This is a genomic window from Spirillospora sp. NPDC046719 (assembly GCF_040645715.1).
Classification (GTDB): Bacteria; Actinomycetota; Actinomycetes; order Streptosporangiales; family Streptosporangiaceae; genus Spirillospora.
Genome location: NZ_JBEYYT010000191.1, coordinates 1 through 16,875 on the forward strand (window position 1 = coordinate 1; position 16,875 = coordinate 16,875).

Consider the following 16,875-nt stretch of genomic DNA (forward strand, 5'->3'; position numbering starts at 1 on the left):
GGCAGGCCCAGCCAGCCCAGCCGGCGGGCGGCCAGCGGGGCCGCGTCCGGCCCCCACAGCTTGGCGTTGCGGGACGCCAGCGAACTCGGCACGCCGTCGGAGGCGAGACGGTCCAGGACCGTCTCGCTCTCGTCGACGACGGCGCCGCGGATGGTGACCGAGATCCCCCCGGCGGTCACCACCGACGTCACGCGCTCTTGTCCTTCAGCTCGCCGTCGATGGAGCCGAGCAGCTCCTTCCAGGACGCCTCGAACTTCTCGACGCCCTCCTCCTCCAGGACCCGCACGACGTCGTCGTAGTCGACGCCCGCGTCCTTGAGCGCCGCCATGTGCGCGCGAGCGTCGTCATAGGCGCCCCGGACGGTGTCGCCGCGCAGCTGGCCGTGGTCGGCCTCCGCCTCTAGCGTCGCCTCCGGCATCGTGTTCACGGTGCCCGGCGCCACCAGCTCGTCCACGTACAGCGTGTCGGCGAGGTTCGGGTCCTTCACGCCGGTCGAGGCCCACAGCGGACGCTGCGGGCGGGCGCCCGCGTCCTTCAGCGCCTTCCAGCGGTCCGTGCCGAACTTCTCCTCGTACAGCGCGTACGCCAGCCGCGCGTTCGCCAGCCCCGCCTTGGACCGCAGCTTCTTGGCGTCCTCCGACCCGATCTTGTCGAGCCGCTTGTCGATCTCGGTGTCGACCCGGCTCACGAAGAACGACGCCACCGACGCGATCGTCGGCAGGTCGTGCCCGTTCGCGCGGGCCTTCTCCAGGCCCTCGAAGAACGCGTCGATCACCTTGCCGTAGCGCTCCAGCGAGAAGATCAGCGTCACGTTCACGCTGATGCCCTCGGCCAGCGCCGCGGTGATCGCGGGCAGGCCCTCCTCGGTCGCCGGGATCTTGATGAACAGGTTGGGCCGGTCCACCATCCACCACAGCGCGCGCGCCTCGGCGACCGTCTTCTCGGTGTCGCGGGCCAGCCGCGGGTCCACCTCGATCGACACGCGGCCGTCCAGGCCGTCGGTCCGGTCGTAGACCGGGCGCAGCACGTCGCAGCCCCAGCGGATGTCGTAGGTGGTGATCGCCCGGGACGCCTCCTCGACGTCCACGCCGCGCACCGCCAGGTCGCGCACCTGGTCGTCGTAGGCGCTGCCCTTGCTCAGCGCCTTGGCGAAGATCGTCGGGTTGGAGGTGACGCCGACGACGTGCTTGTCCTTGACCAGCTGCTCCAGGTTCCCGCTGCGCAGCCGCTCCCGGCTGATGTCGTCCAGCCAGATCGACACGCCCTCGTCCGAGAGCGCCTTCAGGATGTCACTCATCGCTTTCTCCTCGTCGTCGAGTTCCGCGGGGGGTCGGCCGCGCCGGGCCCCCGGCCCGCGGGGGCGGTCGGCGGGGGCCCGGCGGCCGCTAGTTCCCGGTGGTGCTGCCCCGGCCGGCGTCCTTGACGCCGGCCTTGATCAGGCTCGCCTTCGCCGCCGCGACGACCCGCTCGGCGGTGAGGCCGAACTGCTCGAACAGCGTCTTGTAGTCGGCGGACGCGCCGAAGTGCTCCAGCGACACCGAGGAGCCGGCGTCGCCGACGTAGGTCCGCCAGCCGAGCGCCACGCCGGCCTCCACCGACACGCGCGCCCGCACCCCGGGCGGCAGGACCTGCTGCTTGTAGGCGTCGGGCTGCTCCTCGAACCACTCGACGCACGGCATCGACACCACGCGGGTCGGGGTGCCCTGGGACTGGAGCGTGTCCCGCGCCTCCAGCGCCAGCTGCACCTCGCTGCCCGTGGCGATAAGGATCACCTCGGGCTGCCCGCCCTCGGCGTCGGCCAGCACGTAGCCGCCCTTGGCGGTGCCCTCGGCGGACGCGATCTCGCCGTCGCGCTCCAGCGTCGGCAGCTTCTGCCGGGTCAGCGCGAGGCCCGCCGGGCGGTCGGTGTGCTCCAGGACGGTCCGCCACGCGACCGCGGTCTCGTTGGCGTCCGCCGGGCGGACGACGTCCAGCCCCGGGATCGCCCGCAGCGCCCACAGGTGCTCGACCGGCTGGTGCGTCGGGCCGTCCTCGCCGAGGCCGATGGAGTCGTGCGTCCACACGTAGGTGACCGGCAGCTTCATCAGCGCCGCGAGCCGGACCGCCGGCCGCATGTAGTCGCTGAAGATCAGGAACGTGCCCGCGTAGGGCCGGGTGCCGCCGTGCAGCGCGATGCCGTTGCAGATCGCGCCCATCGCGTGCTCGCGGACGCCGAAGTGCAGCGTGCGGCCGTACCGGTCGCCCGGGAACTCCTTGGTCTGGAACTCCTCGGGGATGAAGGACGGCTCGCCCTTCATCGTGGTGTTGTTGCTCTCGGCGAGGTCGGCCGACCCGCCCCACAGCTCCGGCAGCACCGGCGCCAGCGCGGTCAGCACGTCGCCGGACGCGGCGCGCGTCGCGACGTCCTTGCCCGCCGGGAACTCCGGCAGCTTCTCCTCCCAGCCCGCGGGCAGGTGCCGGGCGCTGATCCGGTCGTACTCGGCGGCGCGCTCGGGGTTCGCCGACCGCCACGCCTGGAACGCCTTCTCCCACTCGGCGTGCAGCGCGCGGCCCCGGTCCGAGACCTCGCGGGCGTGCGCCAGCACGTCGTCCGGGACGATGAACGACTCGGCCGGGTCCAGGCCGAGGATCCGCTTGGTCGCGGCGATCTCCTCGGCGCCCATCGCCGAGCCGTGGATCTTGCCGGTGTTCTTCTTGTTCGGCGCCGGCCAGCCGATGATCGTGCGCAGCGCGATGAACGACGGCCGGGCGGTCTCCGCCTTGGCCGCCTCGAACGCCGCCGCCAGCGCGGCCACGTTCTCCTCGTAGTCGCCGTTCACGGTCCAGTCGACGTGGTGGACGTCCCAGCCGTACGCCTCGTAGCGGGCCCGCACGTCCTCCGACAGCGCGATCGCGGTGTCGTCCTCGATCGAGATGTGGTTGTCGTCGTACAGCAGGACCAGGTTGCCGAGCCGCTGGTGGGCCGCCAGGGCGCTCGCCTCGTGGCTGATGCCCTCCTCGATGTCGCCGTCGGACGCGAACGCCCAGATGGTGTGGTCGAAGGGGGACTCGCCCGCCGGCGCGTCCGGGTCGAACAGGCCGCGCTCGCGGCGGGCCGCCATCGCCATCCCGACCGCGTTCGCGATGCCCTGCCCCAGCGGGCCCGTGGTCGTCTCGACGCCCGCGGTGTGCCCGTGCTCGGGGTGGCCGGGGGTGAGGCTGCCCCACTTGCGCAGCGACTTGAGGTCCGCCAGCGTCAGCGGGTAGCCCGAAAGGTAGAGCTGGATGTAAAGGGTCAGGCTGGAGTGCCCGCAGGACAGGACGAACCTGTCCCGGCCGGCCCACTCGGGGTCCGTCGGGTCGTGCCGAAGGAACCGCTGGAACAGAAGGTAGGCGGCGGGCGCGAGGCTCATCGCCGTCCCGGGGTGGCCGGAGCCCGCCTCCTCGACCGCGTCCATGGCGAGGGCGCGGATGACGTCCACCGCCCGCTTGTCCAGGTCGGACCATTCAAACGTGCTGCTGTCCCTGCTCACGGAACGCCAGGCTCCTCTCGAACCGCTGTCGTACAGAGTTCATTAGCGATGTGCCGCCGCGCGGCATGACCGGCACCCGTGCCGCGGCCCCCTGTTGCCGCAACGTCCGGCGGCGCCGTCCGTCTTCCCTCGGGCCCCCTTGCGGCCACCTGCCGTGGCCTCGCGAAGATCATGCCGCGCCCTCGGCGAGCCTATCGCGCGGGCGGGCCGCCGCAGGCGAGAGCGAGAACACGACGAAACGGCGCCGCCGCCCGCGCCAGGTCCGCGCCGCTCCCTGCACCCTTGCCCGATCGGTTCCGGGACTAACCCCCCGCACGGGTGATACCGAGGGGGGAACGGGTTTCCGCCCCCCGCGCCGGGGGACGGCCTCCTGGATGGGCTTCCGACGGCCTCGGGAACGCCCTCCAGAACGGCCTGCGGAACGCGCTTCGCCAGGGGGACCGGCGCGTCCGGTGCCCCGGTGCACGCCCCCGGCGGGGGTCGGACTACAGTGATGGCGCGGCCGACGACGACGGCCGCCGTGCAGGACCAAGCAGGATCACCAAGCCGAAGTTGCACTCGACCGAGGCCGGCCCGGAAGCGGGGGCGCCGCCGAGGTGGTACGCGATTTCTTCATGCCTAGTTGGACGTGGACCCGATTGTGACGGTGCTCAGTAACAAGCGCGGGGTCGAGCTCGACGAGCCGGTGCCGCTCGACGGGCGTGCGCCGGGGGCGCCCGCCGCGCCGGAGCCGGTGGCCGAGACCGCCCGCCGGTCGATCGGCGCCAGTGTGCGCGCCTACGTGGCGCTCACCAAGCCGCGCGTGATCGAGCTGCTCTTGATCACCACGATCCCGGTGATGTTCCTCGCCCAGCGCGGCGTGCCGCCGCTGTCGACGGTGCTGCTGACCTTCTCCTTCGGGGCCATGTCGGCCGGCGCCGCGAACGCGATCAACTGCTACATCGACCGCGACATCGACGTCAAGATGCGCCGCACCCGGCGCCGTCCGCTGGCCCGCGCGCAGGTCACCCCGGCCCGCGCGCTGGTGTTCGGGATCACCCTCGCCCTGGTGTCCACGGCCGGGTTCTTCGTCACCGTCAACCCGCTGTCGGCCGCCGGGTCGCTGTTCGCGATCCTGTTCTACGTCTTCGTGTACTCGCTGCTGCTCAAGCGGCGGACGTCGCAGAACGTCGTATGGGGCGGCATCGCCGGCTGCATGCCGGTCCTGATCGGCTGGACGGCGATCACCAACAGCCTGGACTGGACGCCGTTCGTGCTGTTCGGCGTCGTGTTCCTGTGGACGCCGCCGCACACCTGGACGCTGGCGATGCGCTACCGCGAGGACTACGCGGTCGCCAAGGTGCCGATGCTGCCCGTCGTCGCGACCGAGCGCCGCGTCATCACCGAGAGCCTCGTCTACACCTACGCCACCGTCGCGTGCTCGCTGGCGCTGTGGCCCGTCGCCGCGATGGGCCCGGTGTACGGGGCCGTCGCGGTCGTCCTCGGCCTGGTCTTCCTCGCCGAGGGGCACCGGCTCCTCAAGGCCGTCCGCGCCGGCGTGACCGGCGTGCACCTGCGGCCGATGCGGTTCTTCCACCTGTCGAACGTGTACCTGGCGCTGCTGTTCACCGCCGTCGCGGTGGACCCGCTGCTGCACTGACGCCCGCACGGCCCCTCGCGGGACCGGCCCACGACGCCGCGACCCGCGAGGACCTGCGCCGACCCGTTACGCTCACGTCATGGCGCGTGTGGACCCCAAGGCCGTGCTCGAAGGCCGGATCCCCGGCCGGCCCCCGGTCGGCCTCATCGTCGGGCTGACCGTCTCGTCGCTGTGCGTGGTGCTCGCGCTCGCCGCCGACGTCCTGTCCGGCGGCGCCGGGTTCTGGGTCGGGGTCGTCCTGGCGATCCTGCCGATCCCGGCGCTGGTGGCGCTCGCCCTCACCCTCGACCGGCTGGAACCCGAACCGCCGCGCGCCCTGATCTTCGCGTTCATGTGGGGCGCGGGCGTCGCCGTCCTCGGCGCGCTGGTGCTGAACACCCTCGGCCTGCTGTACGTCACCGTCCCGATCTTCGGCGAGACCAAGGGGCACTTCGTCAGCGCCACCTTCGGCGCCCCCGTCATCGAGGAGTCGCTGAAGGGCGCCGTGCTGTTCGGCATGCTGTGGTTCCGCCGCAACGAGATCGACGGCTTCGCCGACGGCATCATCTACGCCGCCATGGTCGGCCTCGGCTTCGCGATGATGGAGAACATCACCTACTACATGCGGGCGTTCGAGGACGGCGGCGCCCAGCAGCTGCAGACGGTGTTCATCCTGCGCGGCCTGATCGCGCCGCTCAGCCACCCGCTGTTCACCTCGATGACCGGCCTCGGCGTCGCCTACGCCGCCACCCACCGGCGTGGCCAGATCGCCGCGCCCGTCCTCGGGCTGCTCGGCGCGATGATCCTGCACGGCCTGTGGAACGGCGCCACGACCTTCGGGCTCGGCGGCCTCGGCATCGTGTACCTCCTCGACTTCTGCGTCCTGGTCACGCTGATCGTCATCGTCGCCGTCGAGCGGCGGCACACCGTCCGGCGCATCGAGGCGTACCTGCCGATGTACGCCGGCACCGGCCTGGTGACCCCGCAGGACGTGCGGATGCTGCGGTCCATCCCGTCGCGGCGGGCCGCGCGCCGCTGGGCCAGGTCCGTCGGCGGCCCGCCCGCCGCCCGCGCGATGGTCGACTACCAGCTCGCCGCCACCGAGCTCGCGCTACTGCACAAGCGCGCCGACCGCGGCAACGCCGAGCCGCACTGGTTCGCGGCCCGCCGCGACTCCCTGCTGGAGCTGATGTCGCTGGCGAGGCAGGCGTTCCTGCGGACCCCGCCGCGCGGCGGCGGCGCCGTCGCGGGAGCGCCGCCGTGGGCGCCGCAGGGCCCGTCCGGCTTCCTGCCGCCGCCCCCGCCCGGCCCGTACACGCGGTAACCGGGGGGTGCGTCGGGGGCACGGGAGGGCGGCCATACGATTGACGCGTGGCTGAGCGAAAGTCGTCGACGAACCCGCTGATCCGTGCCTGGGACGCCGTGTGGCACCCCACCCCCGGGTCGGTGCGGCTGCTGGCGCTGCTCGGCGTCGTCGGCAACGTGGTGATCGTGGTCAGCGGCGGCCTCGTCCGGCTCACCGAGTCGGGGCTCGGCTGCCCGGAGTGGCCGCGCTGCTCGGGCGACAGCCTCGTCCCCACCCGCAACGCCGACCACCACGCGTTCAACATGGCGGTCGAGTTCGGCAACCGGCTCATCACCTTCGTGGTGCTGGCGATCGGCGTGCTGGTGTTCGTCGCCGCGCTGCGCCTCGTGCCGCGCCGACGCGACCTCGTCTGGTGGTCGCTCGCCCAGCCGATGAGCGTCGTCGCGCAGGCCGTCATCGGCGGCATCGTCGTGCTCACCGACCTGAACCCGGCCGCGGTGTCGGCGCACTTCCTCGTCTCGCCGGCGCTGCTGGTGTTCTGCGTGGCGCTGTGGGTGCGCGCCGGCGAGGGCGACGCGCCCGCCCGGCCCCTCGCCGGGCCGTGGACGCGCCGCCTCGGCGCGCTGCTCCTGGTCGCCTCCGCGGCCGTGCTTGTCGCGGGCACCGTCGTCACCGGCACCGGCCCGCACGCCGGGGACGCCTCGTCCCGCCGCTACGGCTTCAACATCGAGGACGTGGCGCGCATCCACGGCGAGCTGGCGTGGGTCACCATCGCGTTCACGATCGCCGTCACCATCGCGCTGTACCGCACCGGCGGCCCCGCGGCCGCCAAGCGCCGCGCGTGGGAGCTGATCGCGCTGATCGTCGCGCAGGGCGCCGTCGGCTACACCCAGTACTTCCTGGGCGTCCCCGCCGGGCTGGTGCTGCTGCACATGCTCGGCGCGGTGCTGATGTGGATCGCGGCGTTCCGGCTGTTCTTCGCGCTCCGCGACCGCGGCCCGATGCCGGAGGCGCGGCCGCGCGCGGTGCCCGCCCGTCCCGCCGAGGCCCCTCAGCCCGCCTGAGCCCCGCCGCCGCTCACCGCGCGCCCTCGTCCTTGCGGAGGAAGGCGCGCAGGCGCTCCAGCGGCCAGGTGTTGATGACGTCGTCGGGCGTGAGCCATCCCCGCTGGGCGGTGCCGATCCCGTAGCGGATGTTGCGGTGGTGCCCGAGCGAGTGCGCGTCGGTGTCGACGGAGAACCGCACCCCGAACCGCTTCGCGCGGCGGATCAGGTCGGCGGGCAGGTCGAGCCGGTCGGGGAACGAGTCGATCTCCATCGCCGTGCCCGTGCGGGCGGCGGTCCGGAACACCTCGTCCCAGTCGGCGTCCACCGGCGGGCGGCGGCCGATGCTGCGCGCCGTCGGATGGCCGATCACGTGCACGTGCGGGTTCTCGCAGGCGCGGACGAGCCGGCGCGTCATCTCCGCCTCGTCCTGGGTGAAGTGCGAGTGGACGGACGCCACGCAGATGTCGAAGCCCGCGAGGAAGCCGGCGTCCCAGTCGACGCCGCCGTCCGGGTCGATGTTCAGCTCGGTGCCGTGGAGCAGGACCAGGCCGGGGTACCGCTTCTGCAGCTCGCGGACCCGCTCGCGCTGGGCGAGCATCTTCTCGTCCGTCATCCGCTGCATGAACAGGTTCGGCGCGTGGTCGGTGATCGCGTAGTACTCCAGCCCCCGGTCCGCGGCGGCGGCGACCATGTCCTCCAGGGAGGCGATGCCGTCGGTGAGGTCGGTGTGGCTGTGCAGGTCGCCCCGCAGGTCCTCGACGGTGACCAGGCGGGGCAGCTCGTCCTTCAGCGCCGCCTCGATCTCCCCGGTGTCCTCGCGCAGCGCGGGATGGATCCACGGCAGGCCGAGCCGCTCGTAGACCTCGTCCTCCGTCCGGGACACGATCAGGTCGCCGGAGTCGGCGTCGAACAGCCCGTACTCCGACAGCTTCAGTCCCGCCTTCACCGCGATCTCGCGGGTGCGGATGTTGTGCGCCTGCGAGCCGGTGAAGTACTGGAGCGCCGCGCCCCACGCCTCCGGCGGGACGACGCGCAGGTCGACCTGCAGGCCCCGGTCGGTGCGGATCGAGGTCTTCTTGTCGCCGCCGACGATCACCTCGGCGACGAGCGGCAGCGCGGTGAACGCCTCCATGATCGGGTGCGGGTCGGTGGACGCGGCGAGTACGTCGACGTCGCCGATCGTCTCGCGCATCCGGCGCAGCGAGCCCGCGTGCGCGCACCGCTCGACCTGGGGGAGCGCCGACAGCGCCGCGACGACCTCGTCGGCGACGCCCGCGGCGGCGTCCAGCAGGACGCGCTCGCCGGAGCTGCGCATCAGCTCGATGCCGCGCAGGATGTTGTCCTCGGTCTTGGCGCCGAAGCCCTTCAGCCCGCGCAGCCGGCCCTCCTTGATGGCCTCGGCCAGCTCGTCCACCGACGAGATGCCGAGCTCCTCGTAGACGGCCAGGGCCTTCTTCGGGCCGAGCGTCGGGATCGCGGTGAGCGCGCGGACGCCCGCGGGGATCTGCGTGCGCAGCTCCTCGACCTGCCGGATCGTGCCGGTGGTGGTGTAGTCGAGGACCTTCTTGGCGATCGCCTCGCCGACCGTCGGGATCTTGCGCAGCCCGGCCAGGTCGAGTTCGGAGATGTCGTCGGGATGGCCCGCGATCGCCCGCGCGGCCTTCTCGTACGCCCGGATCTTGAAGGCGTCTCCGCCGGTGATGGAGAGGAGGTCGGCCAGTTCCTGGATGAGGGCGGCGGCCTCGTCGTTCGCGCGTGCCATAGGGCCGAGTCTATGAGCCGGGTACGACGTTCCCGGAGCCGGCGGGGTCACAGAGCGCGGTCGCCGTCGCGACGCTCCGTGTCGCCCCGCCGTCCCGGCGGCGGATCAGCGCAGCGGTGCGACCGGGCCGTTCGGTTCGCGCATCCGGCCCTCCAGCACCTCCGCGGCGATCGCGGAGACCTGCTCCTCGGGCAGCTGCCGGTAGCCGTCCGCGGTGACGGCCGCGATCGTCGGGTAGATGCGCCGGGACAGGTCGGGCCCGCCGGTGGCCGTGTCGTCGTCGGCGGCGTCGTACAGGGCCTGGACGCACACCGTCGCGGCGTCCTCCACCGACAGGTCGGGCCGGTACAGCTTCTTCAGCGCGCCCAGCGCGTAGGGGGAGCCGGAGCCGTCCGCGTGGTAGTCGCGGGCGAGCTGCGGGGCGCCGGTGATGTCGTAGGTGTAGATCCGGGCGTCGTCGGTGTCGGGGTCGTACCCGGCGAACAGCGGGACGACCGCGAGCCCCTGCATGGCCTGGGCGAGGTTGGCCTGGATGACGGCGCCGAGCCGGCGGGCCTTGCCGGGCAGCGACAGCGGGACCGTCTCCATCTTCTCGTAGTGCTCCAGCTCCACCTGGAACAGCCGGACCATCTCCAGCGCGAGCCCGACCGTCCCGGCGAACGCCACCGCGGAGTACTCGTCGGCCCGCTGGACCTTGTCCAGCTCGCGGTAGGCGATCCGGTTGCCCTGCGTGGCGCGGCGGTCCCCGGCCATCATGACGCCGCCCGGGATCGTCAGCGCGAGCACGGTGGTGCCGTGCGGCAGCTCGGGGACGGTCCCGGCGTCCGGCACCCGGTTGACGGGCAGCAGGTCGGGCGAGTGGTGGCGCAGGAAGTCGACGAACGACGCCGGTCCCGCCTCGAAGAACTCCGGCGGCAGTCCCTGGTCATCGGTCCGGCCGGTCACGGCGGCTCCTCTCTGCTGGGTGTGCTGCTCGGGTGGTGCTGGTGCTCCTGCAGTGATCCTTCCACCGATCCTGCCACGCTCGCCCACCCCATGCCCCGTCGCGGCAGGGCCGATTCGCCCGGGACGGCCGTCGGCGGCGAGCCGGCGGAGAGGCGCCCTCAGACCTCGGGGGCCTCCGGCGGCTCCTTCCGGCTCCGCGTGGCGCCCGCACAGGCCACGATGACGCAGGCGATCGCGACCCACTGCCGTCCGCTGAGCACCTCGCCGAGCACGACCACGCCCACCAGCGCGGCGACGGCGGGCTCCAGGCTCATCAGGATGCCGAACACGCGGGCGGGCACCCGCCGCAGCGCCTCCAGCTCCAGCGAGTAGGGGATCACCGACGACAGCAGCCCGACGCCGAGCCCGATCAGCAGCAGCCACGGGTCGAACACGGCGCCGCCGCCCGCCGCGATCCCGCCCGGCAGCATGACCAGCGTGCCGATGATGCTGGCGAGGGCGAGGCCGGTCGTGCCCGGGATCCGCCGGCCGGTGGCGGCGGTCAGCAGGATGTAGCACGCCCAGCCGACCGCGGCGACCAGCGCGAACGCGATCCCGGCGAGGTTCACGTGGCCGCCGCCCCGGGCGAGCATCAGCACGCCCGCGCCCGCCAGCACGACCCACAGCAGGTCCCGCGGGCGGCGCGAGCCGACGATCGCGACCGACAGCGGCCCGAGGAACTCGATGGTCACCGCCACCCCGAGCGGGATCCGCGACAGCGACTGGTAGAACGCGAAGTTCATGATCGCCAGCACGAGCCCGTAGCCCGCGGCGAACGCCAGGCTCGTCCAGGAGTGGTCGCGCAGGATCGTCCGCAGCCCCCGGCGGGCGAGGAAGCCCAGCACGAGCGCCGACGCCAGCAGCCGGATCGACACCACCGACGTCGGCGGCAGCCGCTCGAACAGGTGCTTGGCCAGACCCGCGCCGACCTGCACGGACACGATGCCGAGCAGGATCATCGCGGGCGGCGGCACCGAGCCGAGCGACAGCGTGCGGGCACGCCGGGCCGCCCGGCCCGCCGCGCCGTAGGACCCGGGGGCCTCAGCGAGTGCCAACGATCACTCCCAGCGGAAGAAGCGGGCGGCGAGGGCGAGCCCGGCGGCCGCCCACACCGCGAGGACCAGCAGCGGCTTGCCGGGGAACGCCGCGCCGTGCTGCAGCACCTGCCGCAGCCCGTCGGCGAGCGCCGAGATCGGCAGCAGCTCCAGCACGTCCCGGACGGCGCCGGGGAACTTGTCGAGGGGGAACACCACGCCGCCGACGGCCAGCAGCAGGATGTAGACCAGGTTCGCGGCGGCGAGGGTGGCCTCGGCCCGCAGCGTCCCGGCCATCAACAGCCCGAACCCGCTGAACGCGGCCGTCCCGAGCAGCAGCAGGACGACCACCGAGACGGGGTCGCCGTGCGGGTGCCAGCCGAGCGCCAGCGCGACCGCGCACACCACGACCGCCTGCAGGATCTCGACGGCGACCACCGACAGCGTCTTGGCGGCGATCAGCCCGCCGCGCGGCAGCGGCGTGGCGCCGAGCCGCTTGAGCACGCCGTAGCGGCGCTCGAACCCGGTGCCGATCGCCTGCCCGGTGAACGCGGTGGACATCACCGCGAGCGCGAGGATGCCGGGGGCGAGGAAGTCGACCCTGCGGCCGGAGCCGAGGTCCAGCAGCGAGGTGGCGCCGAACAGCGTCAGCAGCACCACGGGGATGATCAGGGTGAGCAGGAGCTGCTCGCCGTTGCGCACCACGGCCCGGAACTCGTAGCCGGCCTGCGACAGGATCATCCGCGGCAGCGGGACCGCGCCCGGCGCGGGCGACAGGTCCAGCGCGGCCGGCGCCGCGGCGGGCGTCGCCGCCGGTGTCGTGGTCATGAACGCAGCTCCCGTCCGGTCAGTTCGAGGAAGACGTCCTCCAGTGTGCGGCGCTCGATCCGCAGGTCCTCGGTCATCACCCCGTGCGAGGCGCACCAGGCGGTGACGGTGGCGAGCAGTTCCGGGCTGACGTCGGCCTCGATCAGGTAGTGCCCGGCGGGCGACTCCTTCGCGGCGCTCCCGGCGGGCAGCGCCGACAGCAGCTCCTCCAGCCCGAGGCCGGGCCGGGCGCGGAAGCGCAGCTGCCGCTCGGCGCCGGTGAGCTCCGCCGGGCCGCCCTCGGCCACGACCTTGCCGTGGTCGACGATCACGACCTTGTCGGCGAGCCGCTCGGCCTCCTCCATGTTGTGCGTGGTGAGGACCACCGAGACGCCGGCCGCGCGGAGCTCCTCGATCAGCTCCCAGGTGGCGTGCCGCGCCTGCGGGTCGAGGCCGGTGGACGGCTCGTCGAGGAAGACCAGCTCGGGCCGTCCGACCACGGCGACCGCGAGCGACAGCCGCTGCTGCTGGCCGCCCGACATGCGGCGGAACGGGGTGCGGGCGTGCTCGGTGAGGCCGAGCCGCGCCAGCAGCGCCGCCGGGTCGAGGGGCGTGGCGTGGAACGAGGCGACCAGCCGCAGGAACTCGGCGGCCTTCGCGGTGCCCGGCACGCCGCCCGACTGCGGCATCACCCCGACGCGGGGCTTGAGCGCCCGCGCGTCGGCGACCGGGTCCAGACCGAGGACGCGGACGGTGCCCGCGTCGGCGCGGCGGAACCCCTCGCAGATCTCGATCGTGGTGGTCTTGCCCGCGCCGTTCGGGCCGAGGAGCGCGGTGACGGCGCCCCGGGCGGCGCTGAACGACAGGCCGTCCACGGCCGTCGCCGTGCCATAGCGCTTGACGAGCGCGTCCAGCTCGACGGCGCCGTCTCCGGGGGTTGTCATGGCAATGAGTTTAGGTCCGCCGCAGGACGGCTCCGCGCGGGGTGCCGCCGGTGCCGGGTGAAGGCCGGGTAAAAGCGCCGGGCGGGTCCGGGGAGCCCCGGACGGCCCTGGTTTCGCCCGGTGGGGCGGGGGGAAGCTCTCGGCCTGTCACCGGGGGCGGGGCCGGTGGCCCGACGGCACGCCGAACGGGGGACCGGGGACCGATGGCCTACAACCTGCGCGGGCGCAGCCTCACCCGCGAGCTCGACCTCGCCCCGAAGGAGTTCGGCTTCCTCATCGACCTGGCCGCCGAGCTGAAGGCCGCCCGGTACAGCGGGACGGAGCGGCGCCGCCTGGAGGGCCGCAACATCGCGCTGATCTTCGAGCGGCCCTCGACGCGGACGCGCTGCGCGTTCGAGGTCGCCGCGCACGACCAGGGCGCCCACACGACCTACCTGGACCCGGCCGGCTCCCAGATCGGCTACAAGGAGTCGATGAAGGACACCGCCCGCGTGCTGGGCCGCATGTTCGACGGCATCGAGTACCGGGGCTCGCGGCAGCACTACGTGGAGGAGCTGGCGGAGCACGCGGGCGTCCCGGTGTGGAACGGGCTGACCGACGAGTGGCATCCGACGCAGATGCTCGCCGACATGCTCACCATGCGCGAGCACAGCGACAAGCCCCTGCGCGACGTCACGTACGCCTACCTGGGCGACGCGCGCAACAACATGGGGCACTCGTACGTGGTCGCGGGGGCGCTGCTGGGCATGGACGTCCGGATCGTCGCGCCGAGGACGCTGTGGCCGGACGGGAAGACGGTCGTCGACCCCGCCAACGCGGTCGCGGCGCGGACCGGCGCGGAGATCACCATCACCGAGGACGTGGCGCAGGGCGTGCGCGGCGCCGACTTCGTCCTCACCGACGTGTGGGTGTCGATGGGCGAGCCCGCGGACGTCTGGGACGAGCGCATCACGCTGCTCAAGCCGTACCAGGTCGACTCCGAGGTGATGCGCGCGACCGGGAACCCGGACGCGAAGTTCATGCACTGCCTCCCCGCCTTCCACAACCGGGAGACCGTGCTCGGCGAGGAGATCTTCCGCCGGACCGGCCTGGCGGCGCTGGAGGTCACCGAGGAGGTGTTCGAGTCGGACGCCTCGATCGTGTTCGACGAGGCCGAGAACCGGATGCACACGATCAAGGCCGTGCTGGTCGCGACGCTCGGCTGAGCGGCCGCCGGGCCGGGGCCGCGGGGGAGGGGGGAGATGCGCGTCGTCGTCGCGCTCGGTGGGAACGCGCTGGTCAAGCGCGGGGAGACGCCGGACGCCCGGCTCCAGCGGGCCAACGTGGACCGGGCCGTCCGGGCGCTCGCGCCGCTCGCCGAGGAGCACGAGCTGATCGTGACGCACGGCAACGGCCCGCAGGTCGGGGTGCTGGCGCTGGAGAGCCAGAACGACGGCCGGCTGACCCGGCCCTACCCGCTGGACACCATCGGCGCGGAGACGCAGGGGATGATCGGGTACTGGCTGCTGCAGGCGCTGCAGAACGCGCTGCCCGGACGCCAGGTGATGGCGATGGTCAACCAGACGCTGGTGTCCGCGGTGGACCCGGCGTTCCAGAACCCGACCAAGTTCGTGGGGCAGGTGTACGAGCGGGAGGAGGCCGAGCGGCTGGCCGCCGAGTACGGCTGGACGGTCCGCAGGGACGGGGAGCGCTGGCGCCGCGTGGTGCCGTCGCCGAAGCCGCAGCGGGTGATCGAGACCCGGCTGATCCGGGAGCTGGTACGGGCCGGGACGGTCGTGGTGTGCGCGGGCGGCGGGGGCGTCCCGGTGTTCCGCAACGACGTCGGCCGGCTGGAGGGCGTCGAGGCGGTGATCGACAAGGACCACACCGCGTCGGTGCTGGCCGAGACGCTGGACGCGGACGCGCTGCTGATCCTCACCGACGTCCCGAACGTCATGCGGCACTACGGGACGGACCGGCAGGAGGCGATCCACCACACCACCCCGTACGAGCTGCGCGGCGAGGAGTTCCCGGACGGGTCGATGGGGCCGAAGGTCGCCGCCGTCGCCGGGTTCGTGGAGCGCACCGGCGACATGGCCGCGATCGGGCTGCTGGACGAGTGCGTCGACATCCTCGCGGGGACCGCGGGCACGATCGTGACCCCGAACGCGACCTGGCCGCTGGCGAGCACCCTGTGACCCGGATGATCACCGTGACGCGGGCGACCACTGCGACGCACGTGACCATTGCGACCATGGTGACCGCCACCGCGCCGCGCCGGAGCGCCCGGTGACCGCCGGGGCGGGCCGCGGGTCGTTCGCGCGGTCGCTGGTGCGGACCAAGCCGGTCGACCGGATCGTCGCCGAGGGCGGGCATGGCGAGGGCGGCGAGCTGCGGCGCTCGATGAGCCTGCTGCAGCTGACCCTGTTCAGCGTGGGCGCGACCCTCGGCACCGGGATCTTCGTGGTGCTGGGGGAGGCGGTGCCGAAGGCGGGCCCGGCGGTGGTGCTGTCGTTCGTGCTCGCCGCGGTGACGGCGCTGTTCTCCGCGCTGTCCTACGCCGAGCTCGCCGGGACGATCCCGGTGTCCGGCTCGTCCTACTCCTACGCCTACGCGACGCTCGGCGAGCTGGTGGCGTGGGTGTGCGGGTGGTGCCTGCTGCTGGAGTACGCGGTCTCGGTGTCGGCCGTCGCGGTCGGCTGGGGCTCCTACCTGAACGAGTTCTTCGACAAGGCGGTCGGCGGCACGATGCCGGCCGCGATCAGCAACCCGCCGGGGGACGGCGGGCTGGTCAACGTCCCGGCCGTGGTCGTGGTGCTGATCGCCGCTCTGCTGCTGCTGCGCGGCACGTCCGAGAGCGCCCGCGCCAACACCGTCATGGTGTTCCTGAAGATCGCCGTGCTGCTGTTCTTCTGCGCGGTCGCCTTCACCGCGTTCCACTCGGGCAACCTGACCCCGTTCGCGCCGCTGGGATGGGCGGGCATCAGCGCCGCCGGGTCGAAGGTGTTCTTCTCCTACATCGGGTTCGACGCCGCGTCCACCGCCGGCGAGGAGGCGCGCAACCCGCGCCGCGACCTGCCCCTCGCGATCGTCCTGTCGCTGGCGATCGTGACGGCGGTGTACGTGCTGGTCGGGCTGGCCGCGGTCGGCGCCCTGCACTGGACCCGGTTCTCGCTCAGCGGGTCGGAGGCGTCGCTGGCCCTGGTGCTGGACGAGGCGACCGGCCGGGCCTGGCCGTCGATGATCCTGTCCCTAGGCGCGGTGGTCGCGATCGCCAGCGTCGTCCTCACCGTCATGTACGGGCAGACCCGCATCCTGTTCGCGATGTCGCGGGACGGGCTCGTCCCGCACGTGTTCCAGCGGGTCAGCCCGGGCCGGGCGGTGCCGGTCGCCAACACCGTGATCGTCGCGGCGTTCATCGGGATCCTCGCCGCCGTGATCCCGCTGGGCCGGCTGGTCGACGCCACCAGCATCGGCACGCTGTTCGCGTTCGCCCTGGTCAGCGTGGGCGTCATCGTGCTGCGCCGGACGCGTCCGGACCTGCCGCGCGGCTTCCGCACGCCGTTCTACCCGGCGACGCCGCTGATCGGCGTCGCGCTCTGCGTGTACCTGATGGTCGGTCTCGGAAGCGTGACCTGGATCGTGTTCGCCCTGTGGACCCTCGCCGGGCTGGTCGCCTACTTCCTGTACGGGCGCCGCCATTCGCGCCTGGCGATCGAGGCGTCCGGCATTCCCGGGAAGGAGCCGCGATGAGCGGGGCGAACGGGCCGGACGCGCCGGACGGGCTCGCGCTGCGGATCCTCGCCGGGTACTCGCCGGACGAGCGGGGCGGCGACGCGCTGGCGCTCGCCGCGCTGGTGCTGCGGGGCGTGGCGGCGCCGCG

13 protein-coding genes and 1 pseudogene are annotated in these 16,875 nt (G+C 73.2%); 6 read left to right on the top strand and 8 right to left on the bottom strand.

Going from position 1 to position 16,875, the window contains the following annotated elements; all coding sequences use genetic code 11:
* The 3 genes and pseudogenes from ABZ914_RS28460 to tkt form a co-directional block, all read right to left on the bottom strand.
* Positions 1-191 (bottom strand): annotated as a pseudogene (locus tag ABZ914_RS28460) (glucose-6-phosphate isomerase); the annotation flags it as partial.
* Positions 188-1,297, bottom strand: coding sequence for a transaldolase (tal, locus tag ABZ914_RS28465; RefSeq protein WP_500196933.1), 1,110 nt, complete (start codon positions 1,295-1,297; stop codon positions 188-190). The gene tal and the pseudogene ABZ914_RS28460, both read right to left, overlap by 4 nt.
* A gap of 88 nt (positions 1,298-1,385) precedes the next feature.
* The gene (tkt, locus tag ABZ914_RS28470; protein WP_500196935.1) at positions 1,386-3,512 is read right to left on the bottom strand and encodes a transketolase; all 2,127 of its coding nucleotides are present in this window, start codon (positions 3,510-3,512) and stop codon (positions 1,386-1,388) included.
* A gap of 640 nt (positions 3,513-4,152) precedes the next feature.
* On the opposite strand from tkt, the gene ABZ914_RS28475 reads away from it, so the two are divergent.
* The 3 genes from ABZ914_RS28475 to ABZ914_RS28485 all read left to right on the top strand — a co-directional run bounded on the left by ABZ914_RS28475 (position 4,153) and on the right by ABZ914_RS28485 (position 7,500).
* Positions 4,153-5,151, top strand: a complete 999-nt coding sequence (locus tag ABZ914_RS28475; protein WP_500196936.1) for a heme o synthase — start codon at positions 4,153-4,155, stop codon at positions 5,149-5,151.
* Positions 5,152-5,230: 79 nt separating this feature from the next.
* Positions 5,231-6,454, top strand: a complete 1,224-nt coding sequence (locus tag ABZ914_RS28480; protein WP_500196938.1) for a PrsW family intramembrane metalloprotease — start codon at positions 5,231-5,233, stop codon at positions 6,452-6,454.
* Between the two features lie 47 nt (positions 6,455-6,501).
* Positions 6,502-7,500, top strand: a complete 999-nt coding sequence (locus ABZ914_RS28485) for a COX15/CtaA family protein (protein WP_387017926.1) — start codon at positions 6,502-6,504, stop codon at positions 7,498-7,500.
* Between the two features lie 13 nt (positions 7,501-7,513).
* Here the strand turns inward: ABZ914_RS28485 and polX are convergent, their stop codons facing one another.
* The 5 genes from polX to ABZ914_RS28510 all read right to left on the bottom strand — a co-directional run bounded on the left by polX (position 7,514) and on the right by ABZ914_RS28510 (position 13,013).
* Positions 7,514-9,244, bottom strand: coding sequence for a DNA polymerase/3'-5' exonuclease PolX (polX, locus tag ABZ914_RS28490; RefSeq protein WP_500196940.1), 1,731 nt, complete (start codon positions 9,242-9,244; stop codon positions 7,514-7,516).
* 105 nt (positions 9,245-9,349) lie between these two features.
* On the bottom strand, positions 9,350-10,189 hold the full coding sequence (gene prcB / locus ABZ914_RS28495; protein ID WP_190856371.1) for a proteasome subunit beta: 840 nt from the start codon (positions 10,187-10,189) through the stop codon (positions 9,350-9,352).
* A gap of 158 nt (positions 10,190-10,347) precedes the next feature.
* Positions 10,348-11,283 carry an EamA family transporter gene (locus tag ABZ914_RS28500; protein WP_387017933.1) on the bottom strand — a complete coding sequence of 312 codons (936 nt, stop codon included), beginning with the start codon at positions 11,281-11,283 and terminating at the stop codon, positions 10,348-10,350.
* Positions 11,284-11,286: 3 nt separating this feature from the next.
* Positions 11,287-12,090, bottom strand: coding sequence for an ABC transporter permease (locus tag ABZ914_RS28505; RefSeq protein WP_500196941.1), 804 nt, complete (start codon positions 12,088-12,090; stop codon positions 11,287-11,289).
* The gene (locus tag ABZ914_RS28510; RefSeq protein WP_387017938.1) at positions 12,087-13,013 is read right to left on the bottom strand and encodes an ATP-binding cassette domain-containing protein; all 927 of its coding nucleotides are present in this window, start codon (positions 13,011-13,013) and stop codon (positions 12,087-12,089) included. The genes ABZ914_RS28505 and ABZ914_RS28510 overlap by 4 nt, the downstream gene beginning before the upstream one ends.
* A gap of 203 nt (positions 13,014-13,216) precedes the next feature.
* Between ABZ914_RS28510 and argF the strand changes: the two genes are divergently transcribed.
* The 3 genes from argF (at position 13,217) to ABZ914_RS28525 (ending at position 16,745) form a co-directional block, all read left to right on the top strand.
* Positions 13,217-14,218 (top strand): ornithine carbamoyltransferase, encoded by a 1,002-nt coding sequence (gene argF / locus ABZ914_RS28515; protein WP_500196943.1) that lies wholly within the window; start codon positions 13,217-13,219, stop codon positions 14,216-14,218.
* A 36-nt stretch (positions 14,219-14,254) separates the two neighbouring features.
* Positions 14,255-15,190: a carbamate kinase gene (gene arcC / locus ABZ914_RS28520; protein WP_387017941.1), complete on the top strand. Its 936-nt coding sequence runs from the start codon at positions 14,255-14,257 to the stop codon at positions 15,188-15,190.
* Between the two features lie 91 nt (positions 15,191-15,281).
* Positions 15,282-16,745 (top strand): amino acid permease, encoded by a 1,464-nt coding sequence (locus ABZ914_RS28525; RefSeq protein ID WP_500196944.1) that lies wholly within the window; start codon positions 15,282-15,284, stop codon positions 16,743-16,745.
* Positions 16,746-16,875: the final 130 nt, after the last annotated feature.

Excerpts from the sequence above, each read along its gene's own strand:
- argF (WP_500196943.1), top strand. The coding sequence starts at position 13,217 with ATGGCCTACAACCTGCGCGGGCGCAGCCTCACCCGCGAGCTCGACCTC.
- ABZ914_RS28480 (WP_500196938.1), top strand. The coding sequence starts at position 5,231 with ATGGCGCGTGTGGACCCCAAGGCCGTGCTCGAAGGCCGGATCCCCGGC.
- ABZ914_RS28510 (WP_387017938.1), bottom strand. The coding sequence starts at position 13,013 with ATGACAACCCCCGGAGACGGCGCCGTCGAGCTGGACGCGCTCGTCAAG.
- polX (WP_500196940.1), bottom strand. The coding sequence starts at position 9,244 with ATGGCACGCGCGAACGACGAGGCCGCCGCCCTCATCCAGGAACTGGCC.
- arcC (WP_387017941.1), top strand. The coding sequence starts at position 14,255 with ATGCGCGTCGTCGTCGCGCTCGGTGGGAACGCGCTGGTCAAGCGCGGG.
- tal (WP_500196933.1), bottom strand. The coding sequence starts at position 1,297 with ATGAGTGACATCCTGAAGGCGCTCTCGGACGAGGGCGTGTCGATCTGG.
- ABZ914_RS28505 (WP_500196941.1), bottom strand. The coding sequence starts at position 12,090 with ATGACCACGACACCGGCGGCGACGCCCGCCGCGGCGCCGGCCGCGCTG.